The sequence below is a fragment of the Rothia nasimurium genome (assembly GCF_049068285.1).
In the GTDB taxonomy this organism is placed as follows: Bacteria; Actinomycetota; Actinomycetes; order Actinomycetales; family Micrococcaceae; genus Rothia; species Rothia nasimurium_I.
Map to the genome: position 1 here is coordinate 1 of NZ_JBLKPV010000017.1, position 17283 is coordinate 17283.

Annotated in this window: 13 protein-coding genes; 8 read left to right on the forward strand and 5 right to left on the reverse strand. The window is 57.6% G+C overall.

Annotated features, from left to right (window positions below; genetic code table 11):
* The first annotated feature begins 282 nt into the window (after positions 1–282).
* The 4 genes from ACMXX3_RS11275 to ACMXX3_RS11290 all read left to right on the forward strand — a co-directional run bounded on the left by ACMXX3_RS11275 (position 283) and on the right by ACMXX3_RS11290 (position 3195).
* On the forward strand, positions 283–1104 hold the full coding sequence (locus ACMXX3_RS11275) for a hypothetical protein (protein ID WP_421084806.1): 822 nt from the start codon (positions 283–285) through the stop codon (positions 1102–1104).
* Positions 1105–1116: 12 nt separating this feature from the next.
* Entirely contained in the window at positions 1117–2373 is a 1257-nt protein-coding gene (locus tag ACMXX3_RS11280) for an RNA-guided endonuclease InsQ/TnpB family protein (RefSeq protein ID WP_421084807.1), read from the forward strand.
* Positions 2348–2860, forward strand: coding sequence for a hypothetical protein (locus ACMXX3_RS11285; RefSeq protein WP_421084808.1), 513 nt, complete (start codon positions 2348–2350; stop codon positions 2858–2860). The genes ACMXX3_RS11280 and ACMXX3_RS11285 overlap by 26 nt, the downstream gene beginning before the upstream one ends.
* A 152-nt stretch (positions 2861–3012) precedes the next feature.
* Positions 3013–3195 carry a helix-turn-helix transcriptional regulator gene (locus ACMXX3_RS11290; protein WP_421084826.1) on the forward strand — a complete coding sequence of 61 codons (183 nt, stop codon included), beginning with the start codon at positions 3013–3015 and terminating at the stop codon, positions 3193–3195.
* A gap of 176 nt (positions 3196–3371) precedes the next feature.
* Here ACMXX3_RS11290 and ACMXX3_RS11295 read toward each other — a convergent pair whose 3' ends face one another.
* Both ACMXX3_RS11295 and ACMXX3_RS11300 read right to left on the reverse strand, forming a co-directional pair.
* Positions 3372–3734, reverse strand: a complete 363-nt coding sequence (locus tag ACMXX3_RS11295) for a ribbon-helix-helix protein, CopG family (RefSeq protein ID WP_421084809.1) — start codon at positions 3732–3734, stop codon at positions 3372–3374.
* A 185-nt stretch (positions 3735–3919) separates the two neighbouring features.
* Positions 3920–5104: an IS110 family transposase gene (locus ACMXX3_RS11300; protein ID WP_237189932.1), complete on the reverse strand. Its 1185-nt coding sequence runs from the start codon at positions 5102–5104 to the stop codon at positions 3920–3922.
* Positions 5105–6097: 993 nt separating this feature from the next.
* On the opposite strand from ACMXX3_RS11300, the gene ACMXX3_RS11305 reads away from it, so the two are divergent.
* Complete coding sequence (locus tag ACMXX3_RS11305; protein WP_421084810.1) at positions 6098–13183, forward strand: DUF7507 domain-containing protein; 7086 nt, start codon at positions 6098–6100, stop codon at positions 13181–13183.
* A gap of 318 nt (positions 13184–13501) precedes the next feature.
* Here ACMXX3_RS11305 and ACMXX3_RS11310 read toward each other — a convergent pair whose 3' ends face one another.
* The gene (locus tag ACMXX3_RS11310; protein ID WP_421084811.1) at positions 13502–14125 is read right to left on the reverse strand and encodes a LysE/ArgO family amino acid transporter; all 624 of its coding nucleotides are present in this window, start codon (positions 14123–14125) and stop codon (positions 13502–13504) included.
* Between the two features lie 70 nt (positions 14126–14195).
* On the opposite strand from ACMXX3_RS11310, the gene ACMXX3_RS11315 reads away from it, so the two are divergent.
* Both ACMXX3_RS11315 and ACMXX3_RS11320 read left to right on the forward strand, forming a co-directional pair.
* A complete protein-coding gene (locus ACMXX3_RS11315) occupies positions 14196–15110 on the forward strand; it encodes a LysR family transcriptional regulator ArgP (protein ID WP_421084812.1) in 915 nt (304 codons plus the stop codon).
* A gap of 122 nt (positions 15111–15232) precedes the next feature.
* A complete protein-coding gene (locus ACMXX3_RS11320) occupies positions 15233–15772 on the forward strand; it encodes a YceI family protein (RefSeq protein ID WP_421084813.1) in 540 nt (179 codons plus the stop codon).
* A gap of 97 nt (positions 15773–15869) precedes the next feature.
* Here the strand turns inward: ACMXX3_RS11320 and ACMXX3_RS11325 are convergent, their stop codons facing one another.
* Complete coding sequence (locus ACMXX3_RS11325; RefSeq protein ID WP_421084814.1) at positions 15870–16055, reverse strand: hypothetical protein; 186 nt, start codon at positions 16053–16055, stop codon at positions 15870–15872.
* Positions 16056–16068: 13 nt separating this feature from the next.
* Complete coding sequence (locus tag ACMXX3_RS11330) at positions 16069–16344, reverse strand: cell division protein CrgA (protein ID WP_421084815.1); 276 nt, start codon at positions 16342–16344, stop codon at positions 16069–16071.
* Positions 16345–16485: 141 nt separating this feature from the next.
* On the opposite strand from ACMXX3_RS11330, the gene ACMXX3_RS11335 reads away from it, so the two are divergent.
* Positions 16486–17283 (forward strand): class E sortase, encoded by a 798-nt coding sequence (locus tag ACMXX3_RS11335; RefSeq protein ID WP_421084816.1) that lies wholly within the window; start codon positions 16486–16488, stop codon positions 17281–17283.

The following is a 17283-nucleotide window of genomic DNA, read 5'->3' on the forward strand; positions in this document are numbered from 1 at the left end:
CACCGGGTTGATTCAGACACTCTGATTAAGCGAGGGGGTCTAGAGCTAACGCTCTAGACCCCCTCGCTTTTTTGTGTTTGCTCAGAAGTAGCAGGGCATCGCCGCTTCCTTTGACGCAGCTTCAGCTGGCTGGGTGGGCTGGGTATGGTCCAAAGGGGAGAGGTAGCTGGGCTTACTGGCTGGGTGGGCTGGGCGTGGTCCAAAGGGGAGAGGTAGCTGGGCTTACTGGCTGGGCAGGCAGTGGGGGAGGGGCGTCCTTGGCAGGGTCGTACAATGGAGGGCATGACACTCACCGCACAAGAAGCAAACGCCTGGTTCAGGGCCGCTGGGGCCCCGCTCGTCGTCCCCGCCCGGGAAAGAGCCCGGTGGGCGCTTGCCCGCTCAGCCCCGCTCTCCGCCTGGTTCCTGGCCTACATCGGCCTACTCTGGGGCATCTCCAACCTCGAGTTTGAGACCCAAGACGGAGGCACTCCTGTGCAGGTGCCAGAGAGCGTCCTGACCCCTATCTTCATTCTCATCGCCCTCGTGCCGCCCCTGCTCCTACTCGTGGTGCCCTGGGTTGTCTCCCGCCTCTTGAAGCCCATTTCTTTCTGGGGCCAAACCCTCGTCGGTGCCGTCCTGCTGTTGTTGGCCGGGCTGGCCATGCTGCCCCAGACCGCCCGCTGGGTAGGTCTCTCTGAGCTTGCTGACGTCCTGGCCTTGAGTGACGTGCTCTGGAGCCTAGGGGCCGTGCTCCTAGCCGCCTTCCTGGGTCTGGACTCCCTCTTCTACTGGGCGCTAAGGCAGATCCTTAAAGAGACAGCAGCCCTTTCTACTATGGTCGTTAAGGTGCTGCCGGTGTTGATGATTGCGGTGCTTTTCTTTTTCGTTAACGGGGATATTTGGCGGGTTGCCGCTGCCCTCAGTATGCAGCGTACCTTGCAGGTGGTGGCAATCTTGGGGGTGTTGGGTTTGCTGGTTGTCTCGTCTACGGTCGCTGAGAAAACCCGCCGCCTGCTTGGGGCCCGTAAGGGTGACCGGGTGGAAGAGTTTACCCCAAGGAGCGAGCGTGAAAGCCCCGTCCGTGAGGGCGGGGATGAAACGCGACATTACCCATTACCATGATAGAATGTAAGCATGACTACCCGTACCGTGAAACGCGCCTACAAACGCCGTTTCTACCCCACCGAAGCACAAGCAGCAGAGCTGATACGTACCTTCGGTTGCGTCCGGGTTGTCTATAACAAAGCCCTGCACTACCGCACCAACACCTGGTACGAACAAGGTGAGCGCGTAAGCTACGCCCAAACAGATAAGGCATTGACCGGCTGGAAGAAAGAGCCTGAACTAGCTTTCCTTAATGAGGTTTCCTCCGTCCCCCTGCAACAGGCCCTACGGCACTTACAAACTGCCTTCTCTAACTTTTTCGAGGGCAGAGCCAAATACCCTAAACGTAAGACCCGCAGGAAATCACGCCTATCAGCGACCTATGTTAGAACCGGGTTCAGAGTCAAAGACGGGTCTATCTACCTAGCCAAAATGAGTGAACCCCTCACCCTCGCTACAGGGGACAACCCTGTACCCTGGGAGGGTGTCTCAAGCGTCACAGTCACCTGTGATAGCGCAGGGCGCTGGTTCATCTCAGCTTTGTGTGAAACTGAAATAGCTCCCCTACCTACAAGGGGTAAAACCGTAGGAATTGATCTGGGCGTCAAAGACGCCCTGGTGCTCTCAACAGGTCAAAGACTCAACCCCACCGACGTCTATGACCTGCCCGCCAAAAACAAGCGCGTCACCCGCTATCAGCGTGCCCTCTCCCGCAAGGTCAAAGGGTCAAAAAACTGGGAAAAAGCGAAACTCAAGCTCTCCTGCGCCCACGCTGCCGCCCGGGACGCCAAAACCGACTGGCTGCACCAAACCACCACCACCCTAGTTCGTACCTATGACGTGATCTGCATTGAAGACCTCAACGTCTTTGGTATGACCAAAGCAGCCCGGGGTAAAGGCCGAGCCGCTAAGGCTGGGCTGAATCGGTCAATCCTTGACCACAACTTCGCCCAGTTCCGCACCCTACTGGAATATAAGGCTCAGTGGTACGGCAAACAGGTGGTAGCTATCGACCGGTTCTTCCCCTCTTCTAAACGCTGCAATACCTGCGGTGTGGTGCGGGAGTACCTGTCCTTGAGTGCTCGTTTTTGGACGTGCAAAGCCTGTGGCACCCGCCTAGATAGGGATATAAACGCTGCGCAGAATATCCACGCCGCGGGGCTCGCGGTGTACGCCTGTGGAGATGGTGTAAGACCTGCCAAGAAACCCCTTGCGGGGTTCAAGGGTGGGCTGTCATTGGTGAAGCAGGAAACTCCTGGTAGTGATACCGGGAACCCCCTCCTGTAAGGGAGGGGAGGAAGTCAGGGAGGCCGAATACGCAGGAGCCGCTGAGCAGGCCGGTGGCTCTTGGGGCCGGGTGCTTGCGGGCCTGAAGCCGGACCAGCTCAAACAACCGGCCCATTTGGGGTGGAGTGAGTGGAATAATTTGGTGCTCCTGCCCATTGTGGTTCAGATGATTCAGGCCCTGCTTTTTGCCCTGGTAGTTTTCCTCTTCTTTGTCTGGTTTGGCACTATTGCTATTCCTGATGCGACGGTTACAAGCTGGCTAGGGTTTGAGGCGAGCAGGGTGACCCTGCTGGGGGTTCAGTTCCCCTTCACGGACGTGCTGGTGAAGGTGTCGATGGTGCTGGGGGCTTTCGCAGCCCTTAACTTCGCTGCCCAGACCAGCACGGATTCCCGGTATGCGGAGGAGTTTTTGGAGCCTGCTATTGGTCAGGTGCGGCGTACGGTGATGGTGCGGAATATTTACCGGGCCAGTAGGGTGCAGAAGTAGTAGAGGCATTGCGGTAAGGCTGGTGAGCCAGCTCTATATTCAGAATAATTCTTCTGTTTTTCGCTCAATCAGCTTGGAATAAAGGCAAGATAGTGCATTTCAGAAAAATTTTTCCGAAAGGGGTTGTGGTGGAGACTGCTGTATCTGTAGGTGTGGCTATCCGAGATGCCCGTAGGCACTTTCGCCTTACCCAGCTTGAGTTAGCTGAACTGGTGGGGGTGAGTGACCGCACCGTTCGGGATATTGAGAAAGGGCGCTCTGGGCCTTCGTTCTCGACTGTGCTTGCGGTTGCGGCTGCTGTTGGGGTTCGTCTTGAGGTTGTTAGGTCTGTATGATTCCTGAAGATTACATGGGCGTGAGGGCTATGGACGTATGCGTGGCAGTTGTGCTTGCAGTATGCCTCACGAAAGATAGGATCCCCCTAACCGATGAACTTTAAACCAAAAAGGCGTTGATCTTAGGTGAGATGCTCTGCAACGCACCTAAGATCAACGCCGTGGCTACAGCTTGTTTATGCCACTTTGGGTAGGAAGTTATCGAGTGCTTCCCGAATAACTTCAGATGTGCTCACACCCTGTTCTTGGGTATAGCGGGTAAGGCGCTCTTTGATGTCAGGAGTTACTCGGGCGTTAATACTGGGGGAGTGGCCGCTAATAGCTTCTGCAAGAGCGGGGCGGCCTCGGGTAGCTGCACTGACAATCTTTTCGGCACGCGCTACTGTTTCGGCATTGCGCGGGGTGATGGTGGCTGTGTCTAGTGCCTCGAAAAATTCATCAGACTCAGCCCACTTGGAAAGGGCTTCACCAATTTTTTCATGGTCAGCTAGAGTGAGGTTGTTGAAGTCGATATTGTTGAGATTTTCTATCTGTGACATGTTTTTTCTTTCGGCTCTATGGTGGTCAATACTGGGTGTCTGAATATTATCAACCACAAAATCTAAGGAAGAAAATTCGCGCCTGTCCTATGCGTGCAGATGCAAGCACCCCCCATGGGTCGCCCCTCGATTTGAAAGCCTGGCCTGCTGGGAAGGACGCTTGGGGGGTGCTTCTATGGTTTTCGTCAAGCCCCCACCGACACACGAGACTCATAAAAACACCCATCCCGCAACATCGCAAACAAAACATTCAACCGCTTACGAGCCAACGCCATCACCGCCTGATTATGCCGCTTACCCTCCGCACACTTGCGATCGTAATAAGCACGCGAAGCCTGATCAGCCTTCAACGAAGCAAAAGCAGATAAGAAAAGCACTCGCTTGAGTGCTTTGTTCCCACGCCGTGAGGCGTGGGAACCCTTAATTGAGGTACCCGATTTTCTATCCACTGGCGCAATCCCAGCATAAGATGCCAGATGAGAAGCATCCTTAAAATCCTTACCCACCACCTCAGTTAGAATCCTGGCACTGGTGCGCACACCCACCCCAGGCATCGAACGAATAACTGCTGATAAAGGATGAGCTTCCACCAAATCCAGTATCTGCTGCTCTGCTTCACTACGCTGTGCCAGAATCAGCTCAAGCTGGGCAGCTAGGGCAGAAATGATCTGAGAAGCACTTGCTGTTCCAGCAACGATGACTGTTTGCTCATCAAGAGCTTGGAAGATTTCTTCCGTAAGCTTTGGTGCAAGCCGAGGCGCTTTCTTTTTCAGCAGGTTACGCACCTTGGTGCGCCCTGCAAAATGAAGTTCTGCAGGAGCAGGGTATTTCTTGAGCAACCCAAGCACCGCCTGGTGTGAAAGTCTAGGACCTAAAACTCGCTCAAGGTGTGGATGAATCTGGGTGAGAAAGCCACGCAGACGGTTTGAAACTGCTGTTGCTTGTGCTGCTAGGTCATCGTCAAAACCGCAGAGCATGGAGAGTTCTGAGGTGGTTTCATCGGCAACTGTTATTCCATGTAGGGTGTGGGGCATGGTGCGGGCTGTTTCAGCGATGATGAAGGCGTCCCTGGCGTCAGTTTTAGCTTCGCCGGGGTGTAAATCGGCTACTCTGCGCATGGTTAGTCCTGGCAGATAGGCGACTTTGATTCCCATATTTTGTGCGATAGCTACCGGTAGAGCGCCAATTGTTTTAGGCTGGTCCACTACCAACAGAACAGTTCCTTGGGCTGATAGTTTTTCAAGGAGTTCTCGGATTTTGGGTTCCGATTGGGGCAGGGGTTTGTCCCAGATTTTCTTTCCTGTGGTGGTCAGAGCTGTAGCGTGGTGGGTGGTTTTGCCGACGTCTAGTCCGAGGTAAATTTCGGTCATTGCTTCGCACCTTTGTGTTTTGCGGGTTATGGTGTGAAGTAACCGGTGGTTCACGAATCTCGCACCCACGTTACATTGGCTTTGGATCGTGCTTCTATTAGCGATGGTTTGTGGACCGTTCCCGGCCCCGGTGGCGACACCCCCCTGACCATTATTTGTGTTGGCTGGGGGCATTGAGCCATGCCGGGGCGGGCCGGTTACTTACGCTTCTAGTTTCACCTGTTTTGGTGTCTTTGTGTGCGCCTTTAAAAGGTAACGGGGCGGCTGGGGGTGCCCCCTAAGGATGCAGGGGGAGCTGGCTGGCAGGGCCCAAGAGGAGGTGCCCACCCCTGGCGTAAAGGGCAGGTGACCGCCTATCTCCTTGTGCGTTCTTGTTCGCCTAAATCACGTGGAATCTTACAGTCTTCTCTCAAATTAGGAGGGGCCCTGGTGGTAGTCTTAAGACAAGACTGACTATCGGAATTGCCGCGATCGGAACCACATCTCAGGCCTCCAACGGCGGGTGCATAGTGCGGCTCTCGTATTATGCCTGGCCCGGTGGGCAGGGGTAGGTCGCGCTGGTAAGGATGCTGGTTGGTCTGGCCTCACCGCTTCGGCGGTAAGGTCGGCTTTTTCCCTCGTATCTTTATATTGGCAGGTTGTTCATCCTTCGCGGGGTAACACCTGCGTTCTTGGTCTACCTGCACAGCTAGAGAGCCGGTGCAGAACCATAGCTAGGTTCTGATGCCACCGGAGGGGGAAATGCCTTTCACATGTACATTGTTGAAAGGAATCATCATGATTCGCACCCCCAAGAGGCGCCTTAAACAGGGCCTCGCGGCGCTGGTGGCTGGAACCCTGGCACTAGGTCTTGCACCTGTGACAGCGGCTTCGGCTATCGAAGCGCAAATTAGTAACAAGGGGTGGAGTACGCTATCTGACGGTACTCTGTTCCAAAATGTTACTAACTCGGGTACGCCCAATGTTGCTATCTCTACAGATGGCGCGTGGGGCATGAACTACTCGGACGTAGGCTTGACTATTGAGTCAAACTACATCCTCGCTGAAGAAGACCGTCCACTGGATAGCCCGTGGCGTCGTCTTCAGCAGGCTAAGCTTTCTGAAGAGTATTTCCAGACTTACAAGGACTGCATTACTGCAGGCGGTAACTACTCGGTTGGCCAGGTGATTGACACCTGTGGCGCTAGCCGTACCGTGACCTACACCTTTACGGAGCCGGTCTGGTACCCCCAGTTCTTTAACAGAATGCTTGCTTCAGCGATTCCGTCAGGTGTCGATATTCCTGATAAGCCAGGGTATGAGTACCCTGCGTTGACTGCCTTTGAAGACATCAAGATTGTCAACATCAACGACGGCACCACCAACCGGACTGCCGCCGAATATGGAGATATTGAGTTCCAGAACGGTAACATCAGTTCCACCACTGGTGTATCAACTCAGGCTGACAAGCCCTACACTGAGGGTGGTTTTGACGCCCAGGGCGCCTACACCCTGAACTTCGACACCAGCAAGTTCACCCCCGTTAACGGGGATAGCAGCTTCCTGGGTGGCTGGGCTGATGGCAGTATCGGACACTCAGCTGCTGTTCCTAAGGACGGTTCCGGGTTGAATTACGGTAACCCTAATAACCGCGTTACCGTTCCCGGTTACGTCAAGGAAATCACCTTTGAGTACACCCCCAAGTTCTTCGTGAACTCCATGCAGGGTATCGAACGCTACCTGCAGGGTGACGCCTGGCAAAGGCACGTTGACTTTGCCAGGATCGCAGGCAGCCCGGCTACCATTAACGAGGCTCGCCTACCCAAGACCCAGACCAACGTTGAAAAGGCTTTCAGTGCTGCTCAGGTCGCTCCCGGTGAAGAGATCCAGTTCACCCTGGATGTCACCAACCCCGGTTACACCACTACTGCTAGCCTGCAGTACCCCGGCCAGGATTCTTTCGGCTACGCGCTGATTGACTCCCTGCCTGCAGAGATTGATCCCTCAACCGTAGAGCTAGTCTCCGCGCCCCTGGGCGAAGAGAACTACACTCTCGACCCGATTGCAATCGATACCGCCACCAAGGACGCAACCCTCACCGTTCGTGCTGTTAACGATGCCTACACCATCGCAGACGACGGCGAGGTAGTAGCCAAGGCCGGTACCGACAATACGGTCAACCCCCCGGTGATTCTTCCTCTGAATGGCGCTGCCCAGCAGTGGGTCTTCAAGGCTAAGGTCAAGTCCCTGGCTGAACTGAAGACAAACAACTCGGATATCTGCACCAGTGGTCTGACCATGGAAAACAATGCAGCAGTCTATGATTCGCTGGTTAACGCGAACGACACCGCAACAGCAACCACCCAGATTGTTTGCAAGCCTTCTGCTATCACCCTGGACAAGACCTCAAGCTTTGACGGCAGCCAGGCCAAGGCTGGCGACGTTGTAACCTACGAGTTCACCGTCACCAACAACGGCGCAGCTGACCTGAGCACCTTTGAGGTCACTGACCCGCTGGCAGGCCTGTCATCGATCGCCTACCCGGCCGATCGTAGCCTGGCCTCCGGCGAATCCAAGACCGTCACTGCAAAGTACACCCTGACTCAGGCTGATATCGAACGCGGTACCCTGGACAACACCGCAACTGCAACCGCAGTTTCCGGTGACCCCAACGTACCCAACCCCGACCCGGCAACTGACGACCACAACATCGTCTTCAACCAGGTCGCCTCCTTCGATTTCGTCAAGTCATCCAACTACGACGCCACTGACGCCGAGGCTGGCGACGTTGTAACCTACGAGTTCACCGTCACCAACACCGGCAACGTCAACCTCTCTACCTTTGAGGTAACTGACCCCCTGCCCGGCCTCTCTGCCATCACCTACCCGGCTGATCGCACCCTGGCCCCCAAGGAGTCAAAGGTCGCAACCGCAACCTACACCCTCACCCAGGCAGACATTGACGCAGGCGGTGTCAAGAACACTGCAACTGCAACAGTAACTCCCGAAAACCCCAACGTTCCCACCCCTGATCCCAAGGACGGAACCACCGAGGTTAAGGTAGACCAGAAGCCCGCTTTCACCTTCGTCAAGTCCAACAGCTTCGACATCCGTGGTGCTAAGGCAGGCGACCCTGTTGAATACCAGTTCACTGTTACCAACACCGGCAACGTCACCCTCGATTCCTTCGAGATCACTGACGACAAGGTAGGCGCTATCACCTACCCCGCCGACATGGTCCTGGAACCCGGTGAGAGTGCAATCGCAACCGCGACCTACACCCTCACCCAGGCAGACATCAACGCCCGCGAGGTCATTAACACCGCAACCGCAACTGTCGACCCGACCGGCGAGGTTCCCGCACCGGACCCCCAGGAAGACACCAACAACCTTGTCTTCGACCCCAAGGCCGACTACGAGTTTGTTAAGTCCTCCGACTACAATGCCGCCAACGCCAAGGTTGGCGACACCGTCACCTACAAGTTCACCGTCACCAACACCGGTAACGTGACCCTCAGTGACATCACCGTTCAGGATGACAAGGTCGGTGCAGTCACCGTCCCCGCCGGCACCACCCTGGAGCCCGGCAAGAGCCTGGAACTCACTGCGGACTACACCCTGACCCAGGCCGACATCAACGCAGGTGGCGTCGTTAACGTCGCAACCGCAAACGTCGTGCCCCCCACCGGTGTAACCCCGCCCGCACCCAAGACCGATGACGACGTCATCGTTATTGAGCGCAACCCGGCCTTCGAGTTCGTCAAGTCCTCCGACTACGACGCAACTAACGCCAAGGTCGGCGACGTTGTCACCTACCAGTTCACCGTCACCAACACCGGTGACGTTGACCTGGAATCCTTCGACATCGTTGACCCCCTGCCCGGCCTCTCCGCTATCAGCTACCCTGCTGACCGCACCCTGGCCGTCGGTGAAGCCAAGGTCGCAACCGCAACCTACACCCTCACCCAGGCAGACATCAACGCCGGTGGCGTCATCAACACCGCTACTGCTTCAGTAACCCCCGTTGATCCCGACCCCACCGACGACGTCGTTGTCACCCCCCCTGCACCCAAGACCGGTGACCACAAGATCGTAGTCGACCCTAAGCCCGACTTCACCTTCGACAAGTCATCCAACTTCAATGCAGCGAACGCAAAGGTCGGCGACACCGTCACCTACACCTTCACCGTTACCAACACCGGCAACGTTGACCTCGAAACCTTCGAGATCAACGACCCCATGGTAGGTCTGACTAACTGGGTATACCCCGCTAGCCGCGCCCTGCCCGTCGGTGCAACCGCAACCGTAACCGCCGACTACGTCCTGACCCAGGCCGACCTCGGCAAGGGCAAGATCGTCAACAATGCAGAAGCCTCTGTAGTACCTGCTGATCCCACCCCCGGCGACGGTAACAACGAAGCTGTACCCCCCGCACCCAAGACCGATGAGGAAACCATCGTTGTTGAAGCCAAGCCTGACTTCACCTTCGAAAAGACCTCAGACTTCAACGGTGCAACCGCGAAGGTAGGCGACACCATCACCTACGAGTTCACCGTCACCAACACCGGTAACGTTGACCTCGAAACCTTCGAGATCGCCGACGGCCTTGAAGGCATTTCCGCCATCAAGTACCCCGCTGATCGCACCCTCAAGGTAGGCGAAAGCAAGACCGCTACCGCCACCTACGTCCTGACCGACGCTGACTTCGTCAAGACCAAGGTCACCAACTCTGCAACCGCAGCAGTTACCCCCAAGGACGAAACCCCTGAGGACCCCTCAGACAACATCACTCCTCCTGCCCCCAAGACTGATGACCACGAAATTCCCCTGCCCCTGAAGGCAGACTTCGAATTCGTCAAGTCCTCAGACTTCGCAGGTAAGAAGGCCAAGGTAGGCGACAAGGTAACCTTTACCTTCACCGTCACCAACACCGGCAATGTTGCTCTGGAAACCTTCGAAATCGTTGACCCCATCGTAGGCGAACTGACCTACCCTGCAGACCGTACTCTGGCCGTCGGTGAAACCAAGACCGCAACCGCGATCTACACCGTCACCCAGGACGACGTCAACGCAGGCGGCATCGTGAACGTGGCAACCGCTTCCGTGGTACCCGTTGACCCCACCCCCGGCGATGGCAACAACGAAATCGTTCCCCCCGCACCGAAGACTGACGAAGAGAACGTCGTAGCCGAGTACCGACCCGACTTCGACTTCGCTAAGACCTCAGACTACGATGTGACCAAGGCCAAGGCTGGCGACACCGTAACCTACGAGTTCACCGTCACCAACACCGGCAACGTCGACCTCGAAACCTTCGAGATCACCGACCCCCTTGCCGGCCTCTCAGCCCTGACCTACCCCGCAGACCGTAGCCTCAAGATTGGTGAGTCCAAGACCGCCACCGCGACCTACGTTCTGACCCAGGCTGACATCAACTCCGGCGCCCTGCGTAACACCGCAACCGCCAGCGTTGTACCCGTAGACCCCACCCCCGGCGACGGTAACAATGAGGTAGTGCCCCCGGCACCCCAGACCGACAACTGGGTACTGGTCTTCGATCCCAAGCCTGACTTCGAGTTCGTCAAGTCCTCCGACTTTACCGCTGAATCTGCCCAGGCTGGCGACACCGTCACCTACACCTTCGCAGTAACCAACACCGGTAACATCGACCTCGAAACCTTCGAAATCGCTGACACCCTGCCCGGCCTCTCCGCAATCAGCTACCCTGCTGACCGCACCCTGGCCATCGGTGAAACCAAGACCGCAACCGCGACCTACGTTCTCACCCAGGCAGACATCGACAAGGGTTCAGTCGTCAACACCGCTACTGCCTCAGTAGTACCCGTTGACCCCACCCCCGGTGACGGTAACAACGAAATCGTTCCCCCCGCCCCCAAGACTGATGAAGAAATCATCAGCTTCAAGGGCAAGACCGGTTCTGTCGTCGTCCACTACAAGAACACCGACGGTGAAGTCATCGCAGCTTCTGTCTTTGACACCACCAACGCTCCTGTAGGCACCGACTACGACACCACCGAATACAAGACCGGTACCATCATCGCCGCGGACGGCTCACGCTACGTCCTGGTCCCCTCAAAGACCATTGGCGCTGAAAACGGTCAGGTCGTTGAAGGACAGACTGAAGTAACCTACGTTTACCAGAAGGTCGCCAACTGGATTCCCCAGCTGCCCGGCGTTCCGGAAACCTCTTACCCCAAGCTGCCCTACCCCTTCGATCCTTCGAAGCCCGGTGACCCCATCGTCCCCGGTGACGGTAACGTGATTCCTCACGTACCCGGTTACACCCCGGTTGACCCCAAGACCAACGAGCCCCTGAAGCCCGTTGATCCTGAGGACCCGACCAAGGGTTACGTACCCCCGGTACCTGAGACCCCCGGCGTTGACACCCCCATTCCTTACGTCAAGGATGAGGCACCCAAGACCGGTAACGTCATTGTTAAGTTCAAGGACATCGACGGTAACCCCATCGAAGGCCTGAACCCCATCATCGACGTTGAAGGCGCTTCTGTCGGTACCGACTACGACACCACCGAGCACAAGAAGCTCACCTACACCGCTCCCGACGGCACTGAGTACGTCTACGAGCGTGTAGAGGGCAACGAGACCGGCACCGTCGTAGAAGGTAACACCACCGTTACCTACGTCCTCAAGAAGGTTGAAAAGCCCGTTGAGGAACCCAAGACCGGTTCTGTCGTTGTCAAGTACACCGACATTGATGGCAACCCCATCCCCGGCCTGGGCGACGTGGTTGACACTGCCGACGCTCCCGTTGGCACCGACTACAACACCACCGAGCACAAGAAGCTCACCTACACTGCTCCCGACGGCACTGAGTACGTCTACGAGCGTGTAGAAGGTAACGAAAACGGTCAGGTTGTTGAAGGCCAGACCACTGTTACCTACGTCCTCAAGAAGGTTGAAAAGCCCGTTGAGGAACCCAAGACCGGTTCTGTCGTTGTCAAGTACACCGACATTGATGGCAACCCCATCCCCGGCCTGGGCGACGTGGTTGACACTGCCGACGCTCCCGTTGGCACCGACTACAACACCACCGAGCACAAGAAGCTCACCTACACTGCTCCCGACGGCACTGAGTACGTCTACGAGCGTGTAGAAGGTAACGAAAACGGCACCGTCGTCGAAGGCGAGACCACTGTTACCTACATCCTCAAGAAGGTTGAAAAGCCCGTTGAGGAACCCAAGACCGGTAACGTCATCGTTAATTACGTTGACGAAAACGGTAACCCCATCGGTCCTAAGACCGTAACCGATCTCTCCGGTGCGCCCGTAGGCACTGACTACGACACCACCGACAAGAAGATCACCGAATTCATTACCGAGGACGGCTCACGCTACGTCCTGGTCCCCTCAAAGACCATCGGTAACGAAAACGGCACCGTCGTCGAAGGCGACACCACTGTTACCTACGTGTACCAGAAGGTCGCAAACTGGATCCCGCAGATCCCCGGTGTACCCACCGAAGACCTGCCCAAGATCCCCTACCCCTTCGATCCGACCAACCCCGACCAGCCGGTAGATCCTAACACTCCCGGCAAGGTCGTTCCTCACGTACCCGGCTACACCCCTGTTGACCCCAAGACCAACGAGCCCCTGAAGCCCGTTGACCCTGAGGACCCGAACAAGGGCTACGTACCCCCGGTACCTGAGACCCCCGGTGTGGACACCCCGATTCCGTACGTTCCTGTCAAGCCGACTGAACCTACTGAACCGCCGGTAGATCCCTCCACCCCTGGTGAGCCCACCACCCCGGCTGAGCCCACCACCCCGGCTGAGCCTACCAAGCCTGCTGAGCCCACCACTCCCGGTGAGCCCACCAAGCCTGCTGAGCCCGCCAAGCCCGCTGAGCCCACCAACCCGGCCCAGCCCGTCGCCCCCGGTAACAACGGTGGCAACACCCCTGCCCCCAAGCAGACCCCCGCTCCTGCACCCGTCAAGGGCAGCAAGACCGGCGGTAGCCTGGCCAACACCGGTGCAGACGTAGCTCTGCTCGCAGGCCTCGGCGCCCTCATGCTGGTAGCAGGTGCAGTAGTCGTCGCCCGCCGCCGCAAGGCAGCCTAAGACAGCTACCGCAACCACCTAACCCATAGGGTCAGGTAAAAAAGAAGGCCCCCTTCCCGAACACTCGGGAAGGGGGCCTTCCTACACCCACCACACCCACCCTTACACCCGCAACACCCACCCTGCTCCAACAGCTCCCCCTGCGCCCGGGGCCTGAACCCACCACTCCCGGTGAGCCTACCGTTCCGGCACAGCCCACCACCCCGGCTCCTGCCCAGCCCGCTGCCGCAGCACCAACACAAAACTGCCCCCATCCCAACCCGCTACGGGTCAGGATGGGGGCAGTTCTGCATCCTCACGAAAGACGGAGGCTTACCCCTAGTGGCCAAACATGACCTTGTAGGCCAAGAAGAACATGAGGGCGGCAATGCCAGCGTCCAGGACCCGCCAGGCTCGGGGGTTGGCAAAGATAGGACGCAGGAAGCGGCTGCAGGAGGCCAGCAGGGTAAACCAGATGAGGCTACCGGCTACCGTGCCTGCGTAGAAGAGCCAGCGGTAATCCCCCTGCTGGGCGGCAATGCCCCCGATTAAGACGAAAGTATCAAGGTAGGTGTGGGGGTTCAGGTAGGTCATGGCAGCGGCAATCAGCAGGGCCTTGCCCAGGGTTTGCGGGCCGGAATCTTTGCTGTTGACCTTCATGGCGGACGGGCGTAGGGCCCGTTTGGCAGCCATGGCACCGTAGATCACCAGGAAGGCCCCTCCGCCCCAGCGCAGGATCTCAAGAACCCAGGCGGCGGAATCTGCCAGGGCTCCGATTCCGAGGACGCCCAGGCCAATCAGGAAGGCGTCAGAGAGAATACAGAAGATGGCGATAGGCCAGATGAACTTGCCAATAATGCCCTGCTTGAGCACATAGGCGTTCTGGGCGCCAATCGCCACGATGAGGGAGAGCGAGGTGCCAATACCAAAAAGGACGTGGGGGAGGATCTCTGCTGTAGTCACGAGAGTCTATCGTAGGTGACCAGATAAAATAAAGCTATCTAATGAAACTTCAATAGCATAAGATGAACTTATGATTCGCTTTACCACCGACCAGCTCCAAACCTTCGTCACCGTCATCGAATACGGCACCTTCGACGCCGCCGCCGACATCCTAGGCGTCAGCGCCTCAGCCATCTCCCAACGCATCAAGGCCATGGAACAGCTGGCCGGACGGGTCCTCATCAAACGCACCAACCCCGTCGCCCCCACAGAATCGGGCCAGAGCGTCCTCCGCATCGCCCGCCAAAGCGAATTCCTCCACGCCGAAATGGAACGCGAACTCGGCGGGGGAGGGGCAAGCCAAAGCGTCGCCGTCGCCGTCAACGCCGACTCCCTCGCCACCTGGTTCCTCTCAGCCGTCGCAGAACTCGCCGCCCACGACCGCATCTTCTGCGACGTACGCCGCGAAGCCGAATACCACTCGTCCGCCCTGCTCCGCTCAGGCGAGGTCATGGCAGCCCTGACCTCCCAGCCCGAACCCATTGCCGGCTGCTCCGTTGAGAAACTGGGCGATATTCGCTACCGGGTGGTGGCCTCCCGCACCTACCTGGACCGCTACTTTCCTGACTACCCGCGCGTGACCGCCGAGCAGCTGGCGCTGGCCCCCGTCGTCGAGTTCGACCGCAAAGACTTCGGCCTGGCCTCGGCTCGGGGCCTGCTGCTGGAGCGCTTCGGGGTAGAAGCTGACTCCTGGCAGTCTTCCCCCACTATCTACCTGCCCAGCTCCCCTGACTACGCGCGGGCCGTCCTGGCCGGAATCGCCTGGGGGATCTTGCCCGAGGTGCAGGCGGCTGACGCCCTGACTTCCGGGGGCCTGGTGGAGCTTGCCACTGCCCCGGTGGACGTGCCCCTCTACTGGCAGCACTGGAACATTAGTTCCCCTGTGCTCACCCGTCTCAGTGAGCGGGTGTATGCGGCTGCGGCGGGGGAGGGGGTGCTCCGGTAAGGAGTTTTAGGGGCACAAAATTTTCTTTGTAAAATTTTTTACCCAGATGCTTGCCTCTTCAAAACTTTACTTGTAAAGTAATAACTGTTGAAAACAAACCAAACAGCTCGAAAGGCACAATCATGGCAGAACTGACCACCGGCACCTGGAACTACGACGCAGCCCACTCAGAAGTAGGCTTCACCGTCCGCCACGCAGGCATCACCAAGGTCCGCGGCACCTTCGAACAGGTCGACGCCCAGCTCGTCATTGCCGAAAACATCGCCGACTCCACCGTCAAGGCAACCGCCCAGATCGCCTCAGTAAACACCAACAACGCAGACCGCGACGGCCACCTCCGCAGCGGCGACTTCTTCGACGCCGACACCCACGCCGAAATGACCTTCGAATCCACCTCCTTCGAACTAGACGGCGAAGACCTCACCGTAGCAGGCAACCTCACCATCAAGGGCGAAACCCGCCCCGTCACCTTCGACGGCGAATTCACCGGCGCAGTCGTCGACGCCTTCGGCGCAACCCGCGCAGGCGCCTCCCTCACCACCACCATCTCCCGCAAAGACTTCGGCATCACCTGGAACGCAGCCATCGAAGCAGGCGGCGTCATGGTCTCCGACAAGGTCGTCATCAACCTCGACGTAGCCTTCACCGCCCCCGAAGCATAAACAGACTTCCGGCACCACTGCCGGAAACCCGGTGCGATACAAACTGGCCCCCACCTACCTCAAGTAGATGGGGGCCAGAGTTATATCAATACCTCAACTAGCCAGCAAAAGCCTGCCAGATAAAGTAAATAGCCACCGCCGCAACAAACCCAAACAAGGCCCAGCGGCGCAACTTCGTCTCAAACCGAGCGTGCTTAATATCGGCCCGATCCTCAAACTTCTCATTCGGATCAACCGGCGCAAGGTTCGACGGATTCGTCGTCTCAGGCTTCCGCTCAGACATGACAAACCACCAGCTACTGCCAGCGAGTCGTCATCACCAAGCCAACCATCATCAGCCCGACACCAACGGCAATATTCCAATTGCCGATAGCAGGAATCGGGTACAGAGACTGGGAGATGTAAAAAGTAATAATCCAGGCGACACCCAGCAGCATCAAACCGAACATCAACACCCGGTACCACAGCGGGGTCGGTGAGGCGAAGTTATCATCGCTATACATAGCCTCAGCTACCCGGCGCAGCTCCTCCTCGCTTAGATCCTCATCACGGATCGATTTTGAATCAGCCACAATTCCTCCAGTGGAGCAGACAAGGCCCCGGCAGTTCTTAGTATATGGTCAGGTACGATTTTATCCTTTGTAGCCAATAAAGTTCTAACATTTAAGAGTACAGATACCGCACACTCCACCTAACAGACCGAGGAACCCCCTTTGACAGCAACAACCCTCCCAGCAACCGGGGCAACCACCCCACCCGGGCGCAAAAAAATTCTCAACAGCGCAATAGGCATCTTCGGTGAACTCCTCATTACCGTCGGCATCATTCTCCTCCTCTTTGTCGCCTGGCAGCTATGGTGGACCAACATCGCCGCAAACAACACCCAAAAAGCCGCCGTCGACAGCCTCATCCAAGAATTCAAAACCCCGGCAGGCCCCGCAACCGACAGCGAAGCCGCCCCCGAAGAGCGCGTCATCCCCGACTACGACCCGCAGAACCCGCCCACAGTCACCGCCCCCGCCTACGGCCAAGCCTACGGCGTGGTCTACATCCCCCGCCTCGGCGAAAACTACTACCGCCCCCTCGCAGAAGGCGTCGGCAGCGACGTCCTCGACACCCTCGGCCTAGGCCGCTACCCAGACACCCAAATGCCCGGCGAAAAGGGCAACTTCGCGCTCGCAGGCCACCGCCAAACCAACGGCGCTGTGCTCGACCGCATCGACGAACTCCAAAACGGCGACAACATCTACATCCAAACCAAAGAAGGCTTCTTCACCTACCGCGTCTACGAACACAAAATCGTCCTCCCCACCCAGGTAGAGGTCATCGCACCTAACCCGGACGCCCCCGAAGCCCCCCTCGAAGAGGCCCAGCGTCGCCTGCTGACCCTCACCAGCTGCCACCCCCGCTACGGCGACACCGAGCGCTACATCGTCCACGCCGAATTCGTTGGCTGGCAGCCCAACGAGGCAGGCGCCCCCTCAGAAATCGCCCACCTGGCTTCCTCATAA